The organism is Methylobacterium sp. BI1 (assembly GCF_056680125.1).
The window spans coordinates 1776578-1796696 of record NZ_CM155267.1 but is presented as its reverse complement, the minus strand read 5'-3'; the positions used below and the strand labels follow the sequence as shown (position 1 = coordinate 1796696).

At 66.9% G+C, this 20119-nt stretch carries 22 protein-coding genes; 16 read left to right on the top strand and 6 right to left on the bottom strand.

All coding sequences use genetic code 11. The annotated features are described in order from the left end of the window. Window positions 1-30 precede the first annotated feature (30 nt). The 3 genes from AC1MGR_RS08475 to AC1MGR_RS08465 are packed head-to-tail and all read left to right on the top strand — an operon-like array spanning window position 31 to window position 3967. Window positions 31-2766 carry a DUF4118 domain-containing protein gene (locus AC1MGR_RS08475; RefSeq protein ID WP_480234293.1) on the top strand — a complete coding sequence of 912 codons (2736 nt, stop codon included), beginning with the start codon at window positions 31-33 and terminating at the stop codon, window positions 2764-2766. A 38-nt stretch (window positions 2767-2804) separates the two neighbouring features. Next, complete coding sequence (locus AC1MGR_RS08470) at window positions 2805-3506, top strand: response regulator transcription factor (protein WP_108034621.1); 702 nt, start codon at window positions 2805-2807, stop codon at window positions 3504-3506. After that, complete coding sequence (locus AC1MGR_RS08465) at window positions 3503-3967, top strand: PTS sugar transporter subunit IIA (RefSeq protein WP_108034620.1); 465 nt, start codon at window positions 3503-3505, stop codon at window positions 3965-3967. The genes AC1MGR_RS08470 and AC1MGR_RS08465 overlap by 4 nt, the downstream gene beginning before the upstream one ends. A gap of 28 nt (window positions 3968-3995) precedes the next feature. Here AC1MGR_RS08465 and AC1MGR_RS08460 read toward each other — a convergent pair whose 3' ends face one another. Then, the gene (locus AC1MGR_RS08460; RefSeq protein WP_480234292.1) at window positions 3996-4226 is read right to left on the bottom strand and encodes a hypothetical protein; all 231 of its coding nucleotides are present in this window, start codon (window positions 4224-4226) and stop codon (window positions 3996-3998) included. A 546-nt stretch (window positions 4227-4772) separates the two neighbouring features. Here AC1MGR_RS08460 and AC1MGR_RS08455 point away from each other — a divergent pair. The 5 genes from AC1MGR_RS08455 to AC1MGR_RS08435 all read left to right on the top strand — a co-directional run bounded on the left by AC1MGR_RS08455 (window position 4773) and on the right by AC1MGR_RS08435 (window position 7310). Next, window positions 4773-4973 carry a hypothetical protein gene (locus AC1MGR_RS08455; protein WP_108034618.1) on the top strand — a complete coding sequence of 67 codons (201 nt, stop codon included), beginning with the start codon at window positions 4773-4775 and terminating at the stop codon, window positions 4971-4973. 182 nt (window positions 4974-5155) lie between these two features. Continuing rightward, complete coding sequence (locus AC1MGR_RS08450) at window positions 5156-5665, top strand: ferritin-like domain-containing protein (protein WP_480234291.1); 510 nt, start codon at window positions 5156-5158, stop codon at window positions 5663-5665. Window positions 5666-6036: 371 nt separating this feature from the next. Further along, complete coding sequence (rplM, locus tag AC1MGR_RS08445; RefSeq protein WP_108034617.1) at window positions 6037-6498, top strand: 50S ribosomal protein L13; 462 nt, start codon at window positions 6037-6039, stop codon at window positions 6496-6498. 2 nt (window positions 6499-6500) lie between these two features. After that, window positions 6501-6980: a 30S ribosomal protein S9 gene (gene rpsI, locus AC1MGR_RS08440; protein WP_056222465.1), complete on the top strand. Its 480-nt coding sequence runs from the start codon at window positions 6501-6503 to the stop codon at window positions 6978-6980. 78 nt (window positions 6981-7058) lie between these two features. Continuing rightward, the gene (locus AC1MGR_RS08435; protein WP_108034616.1) at window positions 7059-7310 is read left to right on the top strand and encodes a hypothetical protein; all 252 of its coding nucleotides are present in this window, start codon (window positions 7059-7061) and stop codon (window positions 7308-7310) included. A gap of 4 nt (window positions 7311-7314) precedes the next feature. Here AC1MGR_RS08435 and AC1MGR_RS08430 read toward each other — a convergent pair whose 3' ends face one another. Continuing rightward, on the bottom strand, window positions 7315-7818 hold the full coding sequence (locus tag AC1MGR_RS08430; protein ID WP_108034615.1) for a hypothetical protein: 504 nt from the start codon (window positions 7816-7818) through the stop codon (window positions 7315-7317). Between the two features lie 245 nt (window positions 7819-8063). Between AC1MGR_RS08430 and argC the strand changes: the two genes are divergently transcribed. Then, window positions 8064-9002 carry an N-acetyl-gamma-glutamyl-phosphate reductase gene (gene argC, locus AC1MGR_RS08425; RefSeq protein WP_480234290.1) on the top strand — a complete coding sequence of 313 codons (939 nt, stop codon included), beginning with the start codon at window positions 8064-8066 and terminating at the stop codon, window positions 9000-9002. Between the two features lie 829 nt (window positions 9003-9831). After that, entirely contained in the window at window positions 9832-10365 is a 534-nt protein-coding gene (locus AC1MGR_RS08420) for a Ros/MucR family transcriptional regulator (RefSeq protein WP_108034613.1), read from the top strand. A gap of 520 nt (window positions 10366-10885) precedes the next feature. On the opposite strand, the gene AC1MGR_RS08415 is transcribed toward AC1MGR_RS08420, so the two are convergent. Together AC1MGR_RS08415 and AC1MGR_RS08410 are read right to left on the bottom strand one after the other, a co-directional pair. After that, complete coding sequence (locus tag AC1MGR_RS08415; protein WP_480234289.1) at window positions 10886-12178, bottom strand: hemolysin family protein; 1293 nt, start codon at window positions 12176-12178, stop codon at window positions 10886-10888. Window positions 12179-12351: 173 nt separating this feature from the next. Further along, window positions 12352-12792, bottom strand: a complete 441-nt coding sequence (locus AC1MGR_RS08410; protein ID WP_480234288.1) for a PaaI family thioesterase — start codon at window positions 12790-12792, stop codon at window positions 12352-12354. 141 nt (window positions 12793-12933) lie between these two features. On the opposite strand from AC1MGR_RS08410, the gene AC1MGR_RS08405 reads away from it, so the two are divergent. Next, entirely contained in the window at window positions 12934-13356 is a 423-nt protein-coding gene (locus AC1MGR_RS08405; RefSeq protein ID WP_480234287.1) for a CoA-binding protein, read from the top strand. Window positions 13357-13391: 35 nt separating this feature from the next. Further along, a complete protein-coding gene (locus AC1MGR_RS08400; RefSeq protein ID WP_480234286.1) occupies window positions 13392-14339 on the top strand; it encodes a hypothetical protein in 948 nt (315 codons plus the stop codon). Window positions 14340-14582: 243 nt separating this feature from the next. On the opposite strand, the gene AC1MGR_RS08395 is transcribed toward AC1MGR_RS08400, so the two are convergent. Beyond that, complete coding sequence (locus AC1MGR_RS08395; RefSeq protein ID WP_480234285.1) at window positions 14583-15896, bottom strand: MFS transporter; 1314 nt, start codon at window positions 15894-15896, stop codon at window positions 14583-14585. 443 nt (window positions 15897-16339) lie between these two features. Between AC1MGR_RS08395 and AC1MGR_RS08390 the strand changes: the two genes are divergently transcribed. The 4 genes from AC1MGR_RS08390 (at window position 16340) to AC1MGR_RS08375 (ending at window position 19678) form a co-directional block, all read left to right on the top strand. Next, window positions 16340-17620: an O-acetylhomoserine aminocarboxypropyltransferase gene (locus tag AC1MGR_RS08390; RefSeq protein WP_480234284.1), complete on the top strand. Its 1281-nt coding sequence runs from the start codon at window positions 16340-16342 to the stop codon at window positions 17618-17620. Window positions 17621-17689: 69 nt separating this feature from the next. Next, window positions 17690-17863 (top strand): hypothetical protein, encoded by a 174-nt coding sequence (locus AC1MGR_RS08385; protein WP_480234283.1) that lies wholly within the window; start codon window positions 17690-17692, stop codon window positions 17861-17863. A gap of 62 nt (window positions 17864-17925) precedes the next feature. Beyond that, complete coding sequence (locus AC1MGR_RS08380) at window positions 17926-18348, top strand: response regulator (protein ID WP_108034607.1); 423 nt, start codon at window positions 17926-17928, stop codon at window positions 18346-18348. Between the two features lie 34 nt (window positions 18349-18382). Next, window positions 18383-19678, top strand: a complete 1296-nt coding sequence (locus tag AC1MGR_RS08375) for an O-acetylhomoserine aminocarboxypropyltransferase/cysteine synthase family protein (protein WP_480234282.1) — start codon at window positions 18383-18385, stop codon at window positions 19676-19678. A 27-nt stretch (window positions 19679-19705) separates the two neighbouring features. Here AC1MGR_RS08375 and AC1MGR_RS08370 read toward each other — a convergent pair whose 3' ends face one another. Next, window positions 19706-20074: a hypothetical protein gene (locus AC1MGR_RS08370; RefSeq protein WP_480234281.1), complete on the bottom strand. Its 369-nt coding sequence runs from the start codon at window positions 20072-20074 to the stop codon at window positions 19706-19708. Window positions 20075-20119 lie beyond the last annotated feature (45 nt).

Below are 20119 nucleotides of genomic sequence, written 5' to 3'. Positions count from 1 at the left end.
TCGAGGGACACATGGGATGAAGGATTGTCGATGAGCGAGGATGGCCGTGAGCGGCAGCGTCCCTCGCCGGAGGCGTTGCTCGATCGTGCGCGTCGGGACGAGACGGGACGCGGGCGCCTCAAGGTCTTCCTCGGCGCCGCGCCCGGGGTCGGCAAGACTTACGAGATGCTGACGATCGGCCGGGCTCGTCTCAAGGCCGGGATCGACGTGGTGATCGGCGTCGTGGAGACCCACGGACGGAGCGAGACCGAGGCCCTTGTCGAGGGCTTCGAGGTCGTTCCGCGCCGACGGGTCCCCTACCATGACAGCGTCATCGAGGAGATGGACCTCGATGCCCTGCTGGCGCGGCGCCCGACCCTGGCGCTCGTCGACGAGCTCGCCCACAGTAATGCGCCCGGCTCACGCCACCCGAAGCGCTACCAGGATGTCGAGGAGCTGCTCGCGGCCGGCATCGACGTGCACACGACCCTTAACATCCAGCACGTCGAGAGCTTGAACGATGTCGTCGCGCAGATCACGCGCATCCGGGTCCGCGAAACGGTCCCCGACAGCATCCTCGACCGTGCCGACGACATCGAGGTGGTGGACCTCAATCCCGACGACCTCATCGAGCGCCTGAAGGCCGGCAAGGTCTACGTGCCCGCCAATGCGGAGCGCGCCCTGCGCCACTACTTCTCTCGCGGCAACCTGACGGCCCTGCGTGAACTTGCCCTGCGCCGAACGGCCGACCGGGTCGACGACGAACTCCTGAACCACATGCAGGCCCACGCCATCGCAGGACCTTGGAGCGCTGGCGAGCGGGTGATGGTCTGCGTGAGCGAGGATCCGCGCTCCCCCAGCCTCGTCCGCTACGCAAAGCGCCTGGCCGACCGACTGCACGCGCCCTGGACCGCCGTCACGGTCGAGGGCACGCGCAGCCTCGGCCTCAGTGAAGCGGACCGTGATCGGGTCGCCGAGACCCTGCGCCTCGCCGATCGTCTCGGCGGCGACGCCGTGACCGTGCCGGGGAGCCGGCGCGTGGCCGACGATCTCCTGGCGTATGCCCGCGGCGCCAACGTTAACCACATCGTCGTCGGCAAGGCGACGCGGTCCTGGCTGTTCGAGCTCTTCAACGGCTCGGTGGTCCACGATCTCGTGCGCCGGAGTGGTGCGATCAGCATCCACGTGGTGCCCGGCGAGACGCTGCCGACACCCAGCTCACCCAGGACGGTAGCGACGGCCCCGGAGCGCGCCAAGGTCGATGGCACCGGCTACGGCTTTGCTGCCCTCGCCATTCTCGCTGGCCTCGGCTTCGCCCTCGCGCTCCAGCCCTATCTCGGGGTCGAGAATGCCGATCTGTTCCTGCTGACCGCGGTGGTGGCGGTGGCGGCGCGGTTCGGCCTGGGGCCGGCGCTGACGTCGGTGGTCGCCGCGTCGCTGGCGTACAACTTCTTCTTCCTGCCGCCGGTCTACACCCTGACGATCGCCGACCCGACCAACGTCGCCGCGTTCCTGCTGTTTACGCTCGTCGCCGTGCTGGTTTCCAACCTCGCCGCTCGGGCTCGGGCGGTGGCGGTGGTCAGCCAGCGCCGGGCGCGGGCAACGGAGCGCCTCTACGGCTTCAGCCGGAAGCTGTCCGCCTGCGGTACGCTCGACGACGTCCTCTGGGCAACCTCGGCGCAGATCGCCGCGATGCTGCGCGTACGGGTCGTGCTGCTGCTGCCGGAGGGCGACACGGTGACGGTCCGGGCCGGGTATCCCCCCGAGGACCGCCTCGACGCGGCGGATCTGGCGGCGGCGCAGTGGGCTTTCGCGAACGATCGGCCGGCGGGACGCGGCGCCGATACGCTTCCGGGTGCCCGTCGTATTTTCATACCGACGCGAACAGGTCGCGGCCTCATCGGGGTGATCGGCCTCGACGCGGACGGCAGCGGACCGATCCTCACGCCCGAGGATCGACGGCTGTTCGATGCCCTCGCCGACATGGGCGCCCTCGCCATCGAGCGGGTCCGGCTCGTGGAGGATCTGGCGCGGGCGGAGCGAGATGCCGAGACCGACCGCCTGCGCCAGGCCCTGCTGACGTCGATCTCCCACGACCTGCGGACCCCCCTGTCCTCGGTCCTCGGGGCCGCCACAACCCTGCGCGATCTCGACGCCGATCTGGGGAGGGAGGCGAAGGGCGACCTCCTGGCGACCATCATCGCCGAATCCGAGCGTCTGAACCGCTTCATCGTCAATCTCCTCGACATGACCCGGCTCGAGGCCGGCGCAGTCTCGGCGAGCCTGACGGCGCAGGACGTCACGGAGATCGTCGATACGGCCCTGCGCCGTCTGGGTGCGATCCTGGCGGAGCACCGGGTCGTGCTGGAACTCGCCCCGGACCTCCCGGCCCTGCGGCTCGATCCGGTCCTGTTCGAACAGGTGCTGGTCAACCTCCTCGACAACGCCGCGAAATACGCACCGGCCGGCTCGACCGTGATGGTCACGGCGCAACTTATGTCGGGGCAGGCCGGCGGCCCATCCCAAGTGCGCCTTCAGATTATCGATGCGGGCGATGGCCTCCCGGAAGCGGAGCGGGAGCGGGTGTTCGACAAGTTCTATCGCGTCCGGAAGGGCGACAGCGTAAGAGCCGGCACCGGGCTGGGCCTCGCCATCGCCCGCGGCTTCGTCGAGGCGATGGGCGGGACGCTGACGGCGGGCAACCGGCAGGACCGCAGCGGCGCGGTCTTCACCCTCCTGCTCCCGGTGCCCGCCGCGAGCCGGCCCACCTCCGACCTCGCCGCATGAGTCTCACCGTATGAGTCACGCCACATGAGACTTGCCGCATGAGTCTCGCCGTCCTCGTGGTCGATGACGAGCCGCCTATCCGCAAGCTCCTGCGCATGGGGCTGGCGACGCAGGGCTACGCGATCTTCGAGGCGCCAAGCGGGCGGGTGGCCCTCGAACTCCTGGCCTGCGAGACGATCGACCTCGTCATCCTCGATCTCGGCCTGCCGGATATGCGCGGGCACGACCTCCTCCGCCGCATCCGGGAGGACCATCGCGACCTGCCGGTGGTGGTCCTGTCGAGCCGCGACGACGAGCCGGGCAAGGTCGAAGCCCTCGACCTCGGCGCGGACGACTACGTCACCAAGCCCTTCGGCATGGGGGAACTCCTGGCGCGCCTGCGTGCGGCCCTGCGGCATCAACTGGCGGTTCAGGGTGAGCGCGCCCTGTTCGAGGTCGACGGCCTCAGCGTCGACCTCGTGCGCCGCATCGTCCGCGTCCGCGGCGCGGAGGTGAAGCTGACGCCCCGGGAATACGATTTCCTGCGGGTGCTGGTGCAGCATGCCGGAAAGGCCCTGACCCACGCCCAGTTGATGAAGGCGGTCTCGACCTCCTCCGACCCGCAATATCTCCGGGTCTATGTGCGCCAGCTCCGCCAGAAGCTGGAGGCCGATCCCGAGCGTCCCCGGATCCTCCTCACCGAGACCGGGGTCGGCTACCGCCTGCGCGCGCCCGATGACGGGGGTGGACCGATCCGATGACCCTCGACGATCTCCTGCCTGCGGACCGCATCGTCTGCGGCCTGCGCGCATCCGGCAAGGCAGCGCTCCTCGATGACCTGGCACGCCGAGCGGGGCTCGCCCTCGGGCGGCAGGCGTCGGCGATCCGCGCAGCCCTGGCGGCGCGCGAGAGCCTCGGCTCCACCGGAATCGGCGACGGCATCGCCCTGCCGCATGCGCGCCTCGACGGCCTGGAGCGACCTTTCGGACTCCTGGCCCGTCTGCGCGATCCCCTGGCGTTCGAGGCGATCGACGGGCGCCCCGTGGACCTTGTCGCGCTCCTGCTGCTGCCGGTGGACCCCCGGGACACTTCGGTGACGGCACTGGCCTGCATCGCCCGGCGGCTGCGCGATCCGGCCGTGGCGGCGGCCCTGCGTGCCGCCCACGACGCGGCGGGCCTGCACGCTGTTCTTCGCCCGAAGGAGGGCGGGCCCGGCGGCTGAGGGCCGGTCCGAACGCCGTTCCCCCCTTTCAGATCCGGAGTTCGATGCGATCCGCGGCGATCCTGACGGCATTCGGCCGGTGCGCCGTCGCTTCCACGGCATAGTGCAGCGCGGCCTGGCGGGTGCGGAACAAGCCGCCGGCCCGGCCATGGACCTCGACAGCGACCCAGCAGCCGTGCCTGTCTCGTCCGATGACGAAGCGGGACGTGTCGGGGCCGGCGATCGGGTCGTCGGGCGTGACCGGAAGAAGACGGGACATGGAGGGCTCGCGGGTCGGACGATCCCGGTATCGGACCGCGCGAGGAACGTGCGTCGCGGCGCGTGAGGGTTCGAGCGGCAACGCGGTGCGATTCCATAAGGGTCGCATCAGGATCGCCCGCCGTTCCCCAGCCCCCCCTGCGCAGCGCCGGTCCCCAATCGTCCATCTGGTTCGCAGGACCGGCCGGCCTTCGCGGATCGCGTCGGCGGGACAGGGCTTCGGATGGGCCGCTGGCCTCGAAGCGACGGGATGCCCGAGGCTCGCATCCCGCGCCCGAACCATCGTCCCGCTCCCGCGAGCGGCGCGTCGAACGTCGCTCCGGGACGAGTGCCGCGCAGCATGCGGCGGAACTCATCTGGTGCAGGTTTGCGCTCGCCGCGGCGCTCGGGCCGGTCCTCATGCCCCCCGGTCTGGTGACCATTCCTGTCCGGCCGGGCCTGCAGCCTCGACGACCTTCGCAGCCTATGCTGACGGTCGGGCCGACCTTGACCCGGGCGCACCGGCGCGGGAAGGCAGCTCTACCGAATTGGATGAAGGATAGCCGCGATGGCGACGCCCCGCGACCTGAAGGTGCAGATGGCGGGCGAGACCCGCGCCCGCGAACGCGCCCAGGCCCTGGCTGCGACACAGGCAGCGCGCGCTCAGCGTGCCGAGGCGGCAGCGCGCGCCGCCGAGGCCGAGCGCGATGAGTGGAAGGCGCGCGCCCTGGCAGCGGAGGCGGAGCTGGAGCGATTGAAGCGAAGCTGACCGCAGCCGCTCCTGGACATCGACCTGGGTTGAGCCGGTCGTAAACGTGGCGGCATTCGATATGACCCTGTCGCGGCGGCAGAAGACATAGATGTCGCAGGCTGCGCCGGAACATGAGGCGGCACTGTGATCTTCTCGTGACGACAGCGAACGCTTTCGCGATTGATCGGGAGACTACGAACGTGGCTATTGAGACCCGCGAAATCTATGTGACCGCTCTGAAGAACACCCATGCACTCGAAATGCAGGCACTTCAGATCATGGAGCGGCAAGTCGAGCGCCTGCAGCGCTACCCCGAAATGGAGGCGGCCCTGCGCCGTCATATCGAGGAGACGCACGGCCAGAGGACCCGTCTGGAGGAAGCCCTGCACAGCCTGTCCGAGAGTCCCTCCGCCATCAAGGAGGGCGTGCTCGGCTTCGTCGGAAACATCATGGCGCTCGGGCACACGCCGGCCCAGGACGAGATCCTGAAGAACGCCTACGCGAACCACGCCTTCGAGAATTTCGAGATCGCAGCCTACGAGTCGCTTCTCGCCATTGCCGAGGCCGCCGGCCAGCAGACCGCCCTCACCGGCTTCGAGCAATCGTTGCGCGAGGAAGAGGGGATGGCCCGCAAGGTCCGCGAACTCGTGCGTCCGACCACCCTGCGCTACATCGAACTCACCACCGCCGGAGAGAAGGCGGACCGCTAATCCGGCCCCCCGGACTCGTCGCTCGGACGATCGATGGACCTTGCGCCGCCGCTTGCCGCGGCCGTGCAGGTGACTGGCTCGCGAAGCAGGCCGACCCATACCGTCGACGAATCGCTCGATGGGGTGTCTTCCGCTTTGCCGATACCTCTCGTCAGGAGATCGGCGAGTGTCCTGCAACCGAATGCGGTATTCTGATACCGCGTGCTTGAAATAGCTCGAAAGATTGCGCTTTTCGGCGTTTCGAGGCCGTGATCACGCGCCTTTCCGGCTTGACGAAAGACCCCCATCGGCCTAATGGAGCCGCCAACGCCGTCGCGTCCCGCACGCGGCGGCGCATCGTTTTGTCCAGACACCATACGGAACGCCACGGGATGAAGACCTTTTCTCTGAAGCCCGCCGACGTCGACAAGAAGTGGATCATCGTCGATGCGGAGGGCCTGGTCGTCGGCCGGCTCGCCTCCATCGTCGCCATGCGCCTGCGCGGCAAGCACAAGGCCGTGTACACGCCCCACGTCGATTGCGGCGACAACGTCATTGTCATCAATGCCGAGAAGGTGAAGTTCACCGGCCGCAAGCGCGAGCAGAAGGTGTACTACCACCACACCGGCTACCCGGGCGGCATCAAGGAGCGCACGGCCAAGTTCATCCTCGATGGTCGCTTCCCCGAGCGCGTCGTGGAGAAGGCCGTCGAGCGCATGCTCCCGCGCGGCCCCCTCTTCCGCCAAATCATGGGCAACCTCCGGGTCTACAAGGGCTCCGAGCATCCCCACACCGCCCAGCAGCCGCAGGCGCTCGACGTCGGCAGCCTCAACCGCAAGAACGTGAGCGCTTGATCATGGCGACCCTTCAGTCCCTCTCCGACCTGAACCGCGCGAACGTCGAGTCGCCGGAGAACGCCGCCCCGGTCCACGTCCAGAAGCTCGACGCCCAGGGCCGCGCCTACGCCACCGGCAAGCGCAAGGACGCGGTCGCCCGCGTCTGGATCAAGCCGGGCACCGGTAAGGTCGTCGTCAACGGCCGCGCCGTCGAGACCTATTTCGCCCGTCCGGTGCTGCGCATGATCCTGCGCCAGCCCCTTCAGATCGCGAACCGCGTCGACCAGTACGACATCACCGTCTCGGTGCATGGCGGCGGTCTCTCGGGCCAGGCCGGCGCGGTGCGCCACGGCCTCTCGAAGGCGCTGACCTACTACGAGCCGGAGCTGCGTTCGCCGCTGAAGCGCGAGGGCTTCCTCACCCGCGACAGCCGCGTGGTCGAGCGCAAAAAGTACGGCCGCAAGAAGGCCCGCCGCAGCTTCCAGTTCTCGAAGCGCTGAGCGCCTCGTTCGCGACGTATCTGGACAGGGCGGCTTCGGCCGCCCTTTCCTTTTTCAGCTGCAGAGAGACGACTTCCCATGGCGAAGCCCTTCCGACGTGTCACCCAGCCCGACGCCGCCGCAGTGACCCTCTGCCTCGCGCAGGCCGACGGCGCGACCACGGGGGAGGTGAAGCTTGCCGATGGGCGCCTCTTCAGCACCACCGGCGCGCTTCCCATCGCCCAGGCATTCGGCATCGCCGTCCACGTCGCCAACGAGAGCGACCGCGAGATCGTGGTGATCGACCCGCAGGACCTGTGGAAGTCCTCGTGGGGAACGCTGAGCGCCTGACGCCTCAGGCGTGGAGGGCGCGCTCGAGTTCGCCCTTCGACATCTTGGAGCGTCCCGGAATGTCCTTTTCGCGTGCCGCCTTCATGAGGTCGGCCTTGGTCTTGCCGGAACCGGCTTTGCGCGCCGCAGCGGTCTTCTTTGCGACGTCGGCGGGCTGCTTCGAGAACTGCTTGCCCTTTGCCGAATCGGCACGCTTCTTCTTCGTCGATCGGTCGTATTCGGACTTGGACACCGACTCGCGCGCTTTCTTGGGCAGGTAGCGCTCACCCGTCTCGCCGCTCTTCTTGCCGGACTTGGTGTCCCACTCTTCCTCCGTCCATTGCTTCAGGTGGTTGTCGTCCGACTTCTTGCCCTTGTAGCCACCGCCGGCATCCTTGTAGGCCTTGGTCGCCGCCTGGGCCTTGCGCGCCGACCATTGTCCGGGCTTTCCGCCCTTGTCGGAGTCCGTGACCTCCTTCTTCACCTTCTCCCAGAGCTTGGGATCGCTCTTCTCTGCGCTGGCCGACATCCGCTGTTCCTCGGTTGTAGATCTGTGTCTCAGATCCGCGTCTGAGCTCTCTTCGGGCCATAACCGGACAGTCGACGGCGCCGTTCCAGGCGCGCGGAAACGATACACAGGCTTGATCCAGCGTCATCACGCCTTATTCCAGCGTTGCGAAGACATTGACTTGACGAAGCGTCCCGGCCACGTGGCGCGCACGGGTCGATGCGGGACGCGTCTCCGTCGGCCCGACGAAAGGATCTCAGGTGTCCATGAGCGAGCACGGTGTCGGGCAAAAGCCCACGGTCTTCATCGACGGAGAGGCAGGAACCACCGGCCTCGGCATTCGCGAGCGCCTCGAGCGCGACGGCCGCATCGCCCTGAAGAGCATCCCGCACGAGAGCCGCAAGGACATCGCGGTCAAGCGGGACCTCCTGCAGGCGGTCGACCTCGTCGTGCTGTGCCTACCCGATGCTGCCGCCAAGGAGACTGTCGCCCTCGCCGATACCCTGCCGGACGGCGGACCCCGAATCCTCGACGCCAGCACGGCCCACCGGGTCGATCCGGCCTGGGTCTACGGCTTCGCCGAACTCGATCCCGCGCAGGCCCAGGCGATCCGGGACGCGCGTCGCGTCGCCAATCCCGGCTGCTACCCGACCGGTGCGATCGCCCTGCTCCGACCTCTGGTGGAGGCCGGTCTGATCCCGTCGAACCACCCGATCAGCATCAACGCCGTCAGCGGCTACAGCGGTGGCGGCAAATCCATGATCGAGACGTACGAGGGCGGACAGGGCGAGCCCTTCCTGCTGTACGGCCTCGGTCTCGGCCACAAGCATCTGCCCGAGACGCAGGCGTATGCCGGTTTGACGCGGCGGCCGATCTTCATTCCGTCGGTGGGGAACTTCCGGCAGGGCATGCTGGTGAGCGTGCCGCTGCACCTCGATACCCTGCCGGGCTCACCGGCCGTCGCGGATCTGGAAGCCGCCCTCCGGGCCTATTACGAGGGACAGGATCTCGTCCGGGTGATCCCCGCCGGCGACGAGGAGCGCATCGCGCCGGAAGCCCTGAACGACACCGACCGGCTCGAATTGCGGGTCTTCGGCAAGGACGCCTATCGACAGGCCGTTCTCGTCGCGCGCCTCGACAATCTCGGCAAAGGTGCGTCCGGCGCAGCCGTCCAGAACATCACCCTCATGCTTGGGCTCGACTGAACAATCTCGAGCGCGCCCCTGCCCCGTTCGGCGGGGGTGCTTCCCGGGGGTGTGAGCTATCCGTCGAGACAAGGCTCGCCGACACCGGATGGGTGGACGGTATTGGCCCCGCGATCGCGTGCCGAACGCCAGCTCCGCGCTGCATGCGCCGACGCGATTTGACGGCCTCGATCCATAGAACGCCTCCTGATCACGACTGGGTTGTCATTGGACCGAGATCGCTGTGGCGTTCGCGAAGATGAGCCATTGGCAAACCCAAAAATGGCGACCCCCCATCCTCGTCAATGACCTCTGCTCGGAGCGCCTGCATCGCCTTCCCCAAGCTTTTCTGGCCGATGCTGTACGAACTCTCTTCCCTTCATTGCGAACACCATAAAATTGTTCTATCCAACGCAACGTTATGTCCGGTGGTCGGTCCGATTCTAGTCGGAGGTCGTCGGGACAGCATTTGATGCTCTTGAAGAGGCGCAGGTTTCCTTTCGGAAGCGTGGGGTGAGGCCGACGATCGCGGACGTGCCAGCAACGTCGGGCGATCGAACGAGCGGATGTCGACCACGGCTGATCTTATTGCGCCGAAGAGGCGGTTTTAGTCAGCATCGTCCTGTGAATCACCCAAAAACGTCCAGGCGAGAGCGATCCGCGATGGTCTTGTTGGGCAACTGGAGCGCGACTGCTGCAAAGTGTGCATGCGATGCGCGAAAAATTGATAAATGATCCACACAGACACGATGAAAAATTGCTCCTCTTGTGATGTAACATCTTGCTTACGGAAAGATCTGAGCCTACGCTTCAAGACAACGCCGGCACTTATGCAGATTGGCTACGAAACATGACCGAAACAGACAACGACGCAGCTCGACTCATCACCCTGGCCGCCGACATCGTCTCGGCCTACGTCAGCAACAATCATGTACAGAGCGCGGAGCTGCCTAAGTTGCTCAGCGATGTGCATGAGGCGATCCGTGGCGTCACCGCCAGCGGCACGCCGGCTGCCGAGGCGGGTCCGCCGAAGGCGACGCCCCAGGAAATCCGTCGCTCGATCACGCCCGAGTATCTGATCAGCTTCGAGGACGGAAAGCAGTACAAGACGCTGCGCCGCCACCTCACCCTGCGTGGCCTGACACCCGAGCAGTACCGGGCCAAGTGGGGCCTCGCGCCCGACTATCCGATGACTTCGGCAAGCTACTCCGAGCAGCGTTCCGAGCTGGCACGGGCGCTGGGCCTCGGTCAGCAGCGCCGGAAGGGTGTGGCCAAGAGCGCGCCGGAGGAGACCGTGTCCGCTCCGCCGCCCGAGGAGCCGGCGGCCGAGGCTCCGCAGGCCGAGAAGAAGCGCCGCGGCCCGCGTAAGAAGGTCGATGCCTGAATGCGGCCCGCACTGCACGCGCTCAGGTGCGTGCAGTGCGCCTTGGATATCGCCTGAGAGGGTGATCGCGCTGATCGGGCTCCTGCCCGGTCAGCGCTTCTGCTATTCGGACCCTGTTCCGCGGCTTGCCGAATGCTGGAGCCGCATCGCTGTGGCCCTAGGCTCTTCGGTTGGCTCCCGTCGAACCGTTGCGCCCATCGATACCCCTGCGGCGTGCGGTCCTGAGTTCGCTGCGGGCCGTGCTGAGGCGCTTGCAGTCGGGCGCCCAGCTCCACCCCGGTCAGCACGTCGGCAGCCCGGCTTACGCGCAACGGCAGTCGATCTTCGTCGGTCGGTCCATCTCCAGTCCCACGGGTCCTCTCAGGACCCTGAGGAACGCCGGCGCGAGCGGCGAAGCGCATGGAGGGTTCTTCGGGAACGACACGCAGAGTGGCTTGGCGGCCCGGTGGATCCCATCCGTTCCGCCCAGCGGTGCCAAGCCCTCGGTCGTGAACGGCCGCCTGCGAGGCTCCCTGAGCCCTCAGGACAGGGGTATCGCCAGAACCTTGTCGATCCGTCGGCCGTCCATATCGACCACCTCAAAGCGCCAGCCGTGGGATTCGAAGTGATCGCCCGTTCCGGGGATGCGCCCGAGGCGGAAGATCACGAAGCCGGCGAGCGTGGTGAAATCGTCCGAATCCGGATGTTCGGCGAAGGCGAGGCGATCGAAGGCCTGCGAGGCCGGCATCATGCCGTCGATGAGGAGCGACCCGTCCTCGCGCTCGACCACGCTGGGTTCGTCGCCGACTTCGGGGATGTTTCCGGCGATCGCCTCCAGCAGGTCGGTCTGGGTCACGATCCCCTCGAGGCTGCCGTATTCGTCGACCACCACCGCCATCCGCACAGGTTTCGCTTGAAAGGTTTCCAGGACCGCAAGGATCGACATGCTCTCGTGCACGACGATCGGGGGCTGGGTCACCGCGAGAACATTGACGGGCTTGCCGTCGAGCAACTGGTTGAGCAGGTCCTGCTTGCGGACGACGCCGACGATCTCGTCGACTTCACTGCGGCTGACCACCAATTGGGCGTGGTCACAGGTACGCACGGAGGTCAGGATCGCCTCCGGCTCCTCGTCGGCATCGACCCATTCGACCTCGTGGCGGGGGGTCATGATATCGCGGACGCGGCGCTCGCCGATGGAGAAGATGCGCTGCACCGCCTCCTGCTGCGCTTCGCGGATGAGGCCGGCCTCCTGGCTCGCCTGGACCAGGAGGTTCAGTTCGGCGGTGGAGTGCAGCGAGCCCTCGCCGTGGCCCGCCTGGAGGCCGAACAGCCGGACGACGCCGTTGCCGAGGCCGTTCAGGAATAGGATCGCCGGGCGGAACACGAAGAGGAAGACGCCCAGGGGCCGGACGACCGCGAGGGCCGTCCGCTCGCTGCGCTGGAGCGCAAGGCTCTTCGGGGCGAGCTCGCCGAGGACGATGTGCATCGCCGTGATGAGGACGAAGGAGATCACCACCGCGATGGTGTGGGCCGCCGTGGTCCCGACCGGCTCCGGCAGGAAATGCAGTGCCGGAACAATGAGATGCGCCAGGGCCGGCTCGCCGACCCAGCCGAGGGCCAGGGAGGAGATCGTGATGCCGAGCTGCGTCGCGGCCAGGTAGGCGTCGAGCTGGTCGGTGGCGCGCTGGAGCGGGCGGGCGTTGGTCCGTCGCTCGGAAACCAGCTCGGCGACCCGGCTTTTGCGGACGGAGACGAGGGCGAATTCGGCCGCCACGAAGAACCCGTTGGCGAGCACGAGGGCAAAGACGGCGAGGAGGCCCAGGCCGGTCACCCATACATCGTCGGAAATCGTCGTCTCCCCTGGTCAGCGCCGGATCTCTACCAGCAACGCGCGAACCGGGCCACCGCGAACCGGAGCGCGCGCCGGGCCGTCCCAAAACGCCTGGGTATACCAAGAGGGTCGTGTCGAGGTCGCGGGGAATCCGACCGCCGCGCGGACCGCACTCACGCGCCCGGCGGAATCGCGTAGGTGCCGGTGGCGTGGCAGACCAGGGACCCGCCGTCGGGGCCGGTGATGTGGACTTCGCCGACGGCGAGGCGCCGGCCGAGCTTGAGCAGGCGGGCGGTGCCGAGGAGCCCGTGGGGGCCGGGCCTGCGCAGGAAATTGAAATTGAGGCTGGTGGTGACGGCGAGCGCCACCGGGCCGAGGCTGGCGAGGATCGCGGCGTAGAGGGCGTAGTCGGCCAGCGCCATCATGGAGGGGCCGGAGACCGTGCCGCCGGGGCGCAGGTGGCGCTCGTGGTGGTCCATCCGCATCCGGGCGAGGCCGGGGCCGACGTCCACGAGGTGGTAGGTCCGGCCCCCGGCCGCCATCTGCGGGAAGGCCGAGTCGAGGAAGGCCACCGTCTCTTCCAACGTAAGGGCCTGTGGCAGGGTCTCGGACATGGACGGACACTCCGGTTCAACGGGCCGCCACCGACCCGATGACGCGGGTTCCCCGCGCGACGACTGGACGACGCTCCGCGAGTCTTGAGGAAGACCCGCGAAGCCTTGCAGCACGCCCCCGCTTGCCCGACAAGATCAGGGATGCGCCAGTCCCACGATGCCTACGACCCCGCCCTGATCCGCCGGGTCCTCTCCGAGACCCGGACCATCGCGCTGGTCGGCGCCTCTGCCAACCCAGGCAGGCCGAGCCACCACGTCATGGCCTTCCTGCTGGAGCGCGGCTACCGCGTGATCCCTGTCAATCCCGGGCTCGCCGGACAGACGCTCCAGGGCCAGCCCGTCGTCGCCCGCCTCGCCGACCTGCCCGAGCCCGTCGACATGGTGGAGATCTTTCGCAGTTCCGACGCGGCCGGTGGGGTGGTGGACGAGGCGCTCGCCCTCCCCCAGCCGCCGCGCTTCATCTGGATGCAGATCGGGGTTCGGGATGATGCCGCCGCCTCGCGGGCGGAGGCGGCGGGGTGTGTTGTGGTGATGGATCGTTGTCCGAAGTTAGATTTAACTTAAATATATACAGTAAAGATTAAAAAGGAAGACAGAACGTGTTTGACGATCTCCATTATAAAATGTTTGACGAAAGAAATTTTAAGGAAGACTCCGTTAGAGAGTTGGTGATTACACCTATACTTCGACGCTTAGGATTCACTCTCTCTGGCCGGTACAAAGTAGTTAGAGGGTGGAGTTTGACTCATCCATATATATACATTGGGACCCGTAAGAGTCCAGTAAATATCGTGCCTGATTATGTTTTGATGGATGAAAATAAGCCTATTTTGGTTCTAGACGCAAAAAGTCCTTCAGAAGACATATCAAAAAGGCATCACATACAGCAGGCTTATAGTTACGCAATACATCCAGAAATAAAATGTCAGTATTTCGCCTTATGTAACGGCAGAAAAATTGTCATTCACAATATATCGGAGTCAAAGCAAATATTTGAGATTGAATTTCAGAACTATGATAGCAATTGGGGTGAACTCGAGAGATATATGGCCCCAAAATTTTTGATAAAGCCCTACCTACGAGATTTTGCACCTGATTTCGGCGCCGCGCTAATTAAGCTAGGATTAAACTCTGAGTCTCGGATCAACATGCGCAACGTGCAATTGAATATTTATTCTAGGCTCAATGAAAAAATGATGACAGCCAGTGCAAATTATGAATTTGCTGACCAATTACATTGTGCTACATTTGACTTTCATCAAAACAAACTGCGAAAAATAACTAGCTGCCTACCAAATGCATTGAGAGACAGATTTGAGAATGCTTTGAAGTGTGCTCCTTTCAGAGCTGCAGCTGAATTGGCGATCGGAATGGATATTGAAGCACAGTTAGGTCGATCAGTAACAGTACAAGACGAGACGTTTTATCCGCTCATTATACGTTCAATTTCAGCCACGCGATTTTTGCCGGAAAAACCATTTGAGCATGAGGCTGATCTGCCAGAGGGAATTTTCCGGCTGCGAGACCATTATGCCTTTTCAAAATAATCTGATGCCGAAAATCAAAATTACTTGTTGCGAGTCATCATCTGGTGTGAATTTCTGTAAAATAAAATGTCTATAAAATTAAATTACCGGAGAGATTTTTTAAAAAATTTTGCTGCGACTATCCTATTCGGATTAAATTCTGTGAGTTGAGAGAGATCAGATAGCTATATTATTTAATTTAGCTTGAATGAACGTTACCCATTTACTATGAAGTAATATTTATCAAATTGTAGCATTACCTTATCAAATAGTATCACTCTTTGTCTCACGCATGAACGTTACGGCCCCAAAGCTAACCCCAGCCGCTACGGCCAAGTACAGCCCCACCCAACCGACACCGCCCCACTCGCTCAACCTCTGCGCCAAGTACGGCGCAGCGGAGGCCCCCAGAATGCCCGCGAGGTTGTAGGTCACGCTGGCGCCGGTGTAGCGCACGCGGGTCGGGAAGAGTTCGGGCAGGAGGGCGCCCATGGGGCCGAAGAGCCAGCCCATGGCGAAGAGGCCCAGGCACAGGAAGCCGAGGACGAGGCCGCCCTGGCCGCTGCCGAGCATCGGGCCCATCAGCAGGCCGAGGCTCGCGGTGAAGACGAGGCCGGAGAGGAGGACGGGGCGGCGTCCGTAGCGGTCGGCGGCCCAGCCCGAGAGGGGGATGCCGAGGCCCATGAACAGCACGGCCACGCATTCGAAGAGCAGGAAGGTCGGCCGGGTGAAGCCCAGCGTCGAGACGCCGTAGCTCAGGGCGAAGACGGTGGAGAGGTAGAACACCGCGTAGCAGGCCACCATCGCGAAGGTGCCGAGCAGGGTCGCGCGGAGGTACTTGGTGAAGATCACCGCCAGCGGCACCTTCTCGGGGGCGGCCTTTTCCAGGGCGGCCTTGAAGACCGGGGTCTCGGTGAGCTTGAGGCGGACATAGAGCCCGACGCCCACCAGGGCGGTCGAGGCCAGGAACGGGATGCGCCAGCCCCAGGCCTGGAAGTCGGCGGGGCTCAGGGCCAGGGCGAGGCCGAGGAAGCCCAGGTTGGCGGTGATGAAGCCCACGGGGGCGCCGAGCTGCGGGAAGATGCCGTAGAGGGCGCGCCGTCCCGGCGGGGCGTTCTCCACCGCCAGCAGGGCCGCGCCGCCCCACTCGCCGCCGAAGCCGACGCCCTGGCCGAAGCGCAGGACGCAGAGGGCCAGCGGCGCCCACCAGCCGGCGGTGGCGTAGGAGGGCAGGCAGCCGATCAGCACCGTCGACAGGCCCATGATCATCAGGGAGGCCACGAGGGTGGCCTTGCGCCCGACCCGGTCGCCGAAATGGCCGAAGAAGGCCGCGCCCAGGGGCCGGGCGATGAAGGCGATGGAGAAGGTGGCGAAGGCGGCCAGCGTCTGCACCGCCGGATCGGCGGGCGGGAAGAAGATCGGCCCGATCACCAGGGCGGCCGCCGTGGCGTAGACGTAGAAGTCGTAGAACTCGATCGCGGTGCCGACGAAGCTGGCGATGAGGATCCGCGCCGCCGGCACGGCTTCGGCCGGTGTCGTCGGGCGGGCGGCGGCGGGGTGGAGGGCTGTCTGGCTCATGGCCGGGGGCCATAGCGCAGCTCGGACCGGCAGGATAGCGCCGGTTTCGCGCGGCGCCCCCTCCCCCGTGTGGGGAGGGGTCGGGGTGGGAGTGGCCGGGTGACCCGCCACCGGCCGGGGCCGATGGCGACGCCCTTTGGGCGCACGCTCGGCACGCGCGCGGGGATCGAGGGCCGGTGACACCACGCCGTCCTGCGGGGGCGCCATCCGCGAACCCGGACCCGGCGCGGCAAGGCCTCGCCGGTCGAGGCCGGCGGCGCCACCCCCACCCTCGATCCCTCCCCACAAGGGGGAGGGAGGCGCCCTGCCCTGCCTTGACCCTCCGGTCCGTCCGGCATAAAGAACCATCGTTCGTTTCGGCGGATGCCAGCCTCTTCCGCCGGCCTCGGCCGGGGCGTAGAGGATGGGCATGTGCGGGCCGGCGGGCCCGGGAGGTTTTTGCGATGACCGATCATCAGCCCGGCTTCAACACGCGGGCCATCCATGCCGGCGCCCTGCCCGACCCGACCACGGGCGCCCGGGCCACGCCGATCTACCAGACCGCCTCGTTCGTGTTCGACGATGCCGAGCACGCCGCCTCGCTGTTCGGGCTCGAGGCCTTCGGCAACATCTACTCGCGCATCACCAACCCCACCAACGCGGTGCTGGAGGAGCGCGTCGCGGCCCTGGAGGGCGGCACCGCCGCCGTGGCCGTCGCCTCGGGCCACGCGGCCGAGTTCCTGGTGATGCACGCCCTGATGCAGCCGGGCGACGAGTTCATCGCGGCCGACCGGCTCTACGGCGGCTCGATCAACCAGTTCAACCATTCCTACAAGAACTTCGGCTGGAACGTGGTCTGGGCCCAGACCGACGACCCGTCCTCGTTCGAGCGGGCGATCACGCCGCGCACCAAGGCGATCTTCTGCGAGTCGATCGCCAACCCGGGCGGGGTCATCACCGATATCGCGGCGCTCTCCGAGATCGCGAAGCGCCACAACATCCCGCTCATCGTCGACAACACGATGGCGAGCCCCTACCTGATCCGCCCCTTCGAGCACGGGGCCGACATCGTCGTGCACTCGGCGACGAAGTTCCTCGGCGGGCACGGCAATTCCATCGGCGGCCTCGTGGTGGACGGCGGCACCTTCCCGTGGGCGGGCGACGCGCGCTTCCCGATGCTGTCGGCGCCCCGGCCGGAATATGCCGGCAAGGTGCTGGCCGAGACCTTCGGCAACTTCGCCTTCGCCATCGCGGTGCGGGTGCTCGGCCTGCGCGACCTCGGGCCGGCGCTCTCGCCCTTCAACGCCTTCCTGCTGCTCTCGGGCATCGAGACCCTGCCGCTGCGGATGCAGCGCCACTGCGACAACGCCCTGGCGGTGGCGACCTTCCTGCAGACCCACCCGGCGGTGGCCTGGGTCAGCTATCCGGGCCTGGAGACGGACAAGTACCACCAGCTCGCCCGGCGCTACACGCCGCACGGCGCCGGCGCGGTCTTCACCCTCGGTCTGAAGGGCGGCTACGAGGCGGGGGTCAAGCTCGTCTCGAACCTGACGCTGTTCTCGCATCTCGCCAATATCGGCGACACCCGCTCGCTCATCATCCACCCCGCCTCCACCACCCACCGCCAGCTCACCGACCCGCAGCGGGTCGCCGCCGGGGCCGGGCCGGAGGTGGTGCGGCTCTCGGTCGGCCTCGAGGATCCACAGGATCTGATCGCCGATCTCGACGCCGCGCTCACCGCCTGAGCGCGCCCGTGTTAACGGTCTCTTTACCCTATCGGGTCGAGGCTGGCGTCGCGATCACCGGAGGTGGCGATGACGGCCTCGGCTGCGATGGACTGGGCATTCTGGGAACAGATCGGCGACGGCCTGGCGTTCCTCGCCATCCTGACGGCCCTGGTCGCCCTCGCGGTGGCCTTCGCCCCGGAGATGCCGGCGCGGCGCCTGCCCGCCCCGGTGAAACGGATGCGCGACACCGGCCGTTATTGACGGCACCGTCGGCGGGGCCTAGGCCCCCGTCTCACCCCCGTCGCGAGATCGTCCGGCCGCCGATGACGCAGAACCCCCCAGAGACGCCAGCCTCGCCCGCGAAGAAAGACCCGACGGACCTGCCCGTCGTTCTCCTCGTCGAAGACGATGGCCTGCTCCTGATGGAAGCCGCCGACACGCTCGCGGATGCCGGGTTCGAGGTGGTGGAAGCGAGCCACGCCGACAACGCCCTCTCGGTGCTGGAGAGCCGCGCCGACGTCGACGTGCTGATGACCGACGTGGACATGCCCCGCGGCTCCATGGACGGCTTCGCCCTGGCCCGCCTGGTGGCCCATCGCTGGCCCACCATCCCCGTCCTCGTCGTCTCCGGCATGGGCACGCCCGGCCCGCACGACATGCCCGACGGGGCGCGCTTCATCCCGAAGCCCTACGAGCCCTCGACCCTGGTCCGGACCCTGCGCGCCTTCGCCCGCCGCGCCGCCTGACCGCTCCCCCGACCTTCACAGACGGGAGGCCCCGATGGCCACCGAGACCCAGACCCATCGCTTCGCCACCCAGGCGATCCATGCCGGCGCCGCCCCCGACCCCGCCACCGGCGCCCGGGCCCAGCCGATCTACTTCACCAACGGCTTCGTCTTCGAGGACACCCAGCAGGCGGCGGACATCTTCGCCATGCGCCGCACCGGGTTCTCCTACTCGCGCGGCTCGAACCCGACCGTGGCCGCCCTGGAGCGCCGCGTCGCCGCGCTGGAGGGCGCCAAGGCCGCCGTGGCGGTGGCCTCGGGCCAGTCGGCCGTGCTGATGGTGCTGATGACCCTGATGAAAAGCGGCGAGGCCTACGTCGCCTCCTCGCGCCTGTTCGGCGGCTCGCTCGGCCTGATGAACCGCCTCGACGGGCGCTACGACCTGAAGCCCCAGTTCACCAAGGGCCTGACCCCGGCCGATTTCGAGGCCGAGATCACCCCGGAGACCCGGGCGATCGTCTGCGAATCCATCGTCAACCCCTGCGCCACCGTGATGGATCTGGCCGGCATCGCCGAGGTGGCGCGCCGGCACGGCCTGCCGCTCGTCGTCGACAACACCCTCGCCTCCCCGGCCCTGATCCGGCCGATCGAGCACGGGGCCGACATCGTCATCCACTCGACCTCGAAGTTCCTCGGCGGCTCCGGCCAGACCATCGGCGGCGTGATCTGCGACGCGGGCAAGTTCGACTGGGCGGCGATCCCCGGCCGCTACAACCTGATAAGCGAGCCCTGGGCCGACTATGACGGCCTCGTGCTCACCGAGCGCTTCCCGGACTTCGCCTTCGCCTCGGCCTGCCGCGTCTTCGGCATGCGCGAGCTCGGCCCCGGCCTGTCGCCGATGAACGCCTTCCTGACGCTCACCGGTATCGAGACCCTGCCCCTGCGGATGGAGCGGCACTGCGCGAACGCCAGGGCGGTCGCGGCCTTCCTGAAGGACCACCCGGCGGTGGCCTGGGTGAGCTACCCCGCCCTCCCCGGCCAAGAGGGCGAAGCGATGGCCGCCCGGTACGTGCCGCAGGGCCCGGGCTCGATCTTCACCGTCGCGCTGAAGGGCGGCGAGGCGGCGGCGGTCCAGTTCATCATGGGCCTGAAGCTGATCTCGCACCTCGTGAACATCGGCGAGATCAAGTCCCTGGCGATCCACCCGGCCACCACCACCCACCGCCAGCTCGCCCCCGCCGACAAGGCGGCCGCCAAGGTCGGCCCCGAGACGGTGCGCCTCTCGATCGGCCTGGAGAGCGTCGAGGACCTCATCGCCGACGTCGCGCAGGCCCTGGCCCCGCTCGGCTGACGAGCGCCCCTCGCGATCCAGCCGCGCTCAGCCGCGATCGGCCTCGATCTCCGCGAGTGCCGCGCGACCGGCCTCGGTGATGGTCCAGGCGATGACGGAATGGCCCCGGAGGGGGTGCGGACGCGCGCCGCCGACCCGCGCGATCAGGCCCAGCCGTTCGAGGAGCAGGTTCCGCGCATCGTCGGCCGCCATGGCCCGGCTGCGGGCCTCGATCAGGCGCAGGCGCTCGCCCTGCGTCCGCTTCAGGAGCGCGCTCACCGGCTGGCCGCGCGACCGGCGCAGGACTGCGGGCTCGACAGCCGCGACGCCCGATCGCGCCCGGCCGGCCTGGAGCGCGGCCGCCGCCATCCCGTGGCCGTCGGGAACCGTCGTGGAGAAGGATTGGTCGCTTGACACAGGGGTGTTGACCGTCTCTCGCGGCGGAAGGCGCCGCGGCTGCGA